We start from the raw sequence: 264 nt of genomic DNA, 5'->3' as shown, positions 1-264 counted from the left end.
CGTTGTTGCGGGCCCCGCGGATCGACATGCGGCACACGGTCATCGACCGTCCCGGTGGCGCATCGATCGCCGTCTACGAACATGGCCCGACCGACGCTGACCCGGTGGTGCTCGTGCACGGTTTCGCCGTCAGTGCCCGATATTGGAATCCGCAGATCAACGGACTGTCGGATCGATTTCGGGTGATCACCTATGACCAGCGTGGGCACGGTCGGTCTCGCCTCGGCACCGCAGCCATGATCAACGATCACCTCGGCCAGGACC

At 64.4% G+C, this 264-nt stretch carries 1 protein-coding gene; it reads left to right on the top strand.

Annotated elements, in window-relative coordinates:
• On the top strand, window positions 1–264 hold a 264-nt coding region (locus SB717_RS36695), incomplete at both ends, for an alpha/beta fold hydrolase (RefSeq protein WP_410907989.1).

Source organism: Priestia sp. SIMBA_032, from assembly GCF_046535215.1.
Classification (GTDB): Bacteria; Bacillota; Bacilli; order Bacillales; family Bacillaceae_H; genus Priestia; species Priestia aryabhattai.
This window is presented reverse-complemented; position numbering and strand designations above follow the sequence as displayed.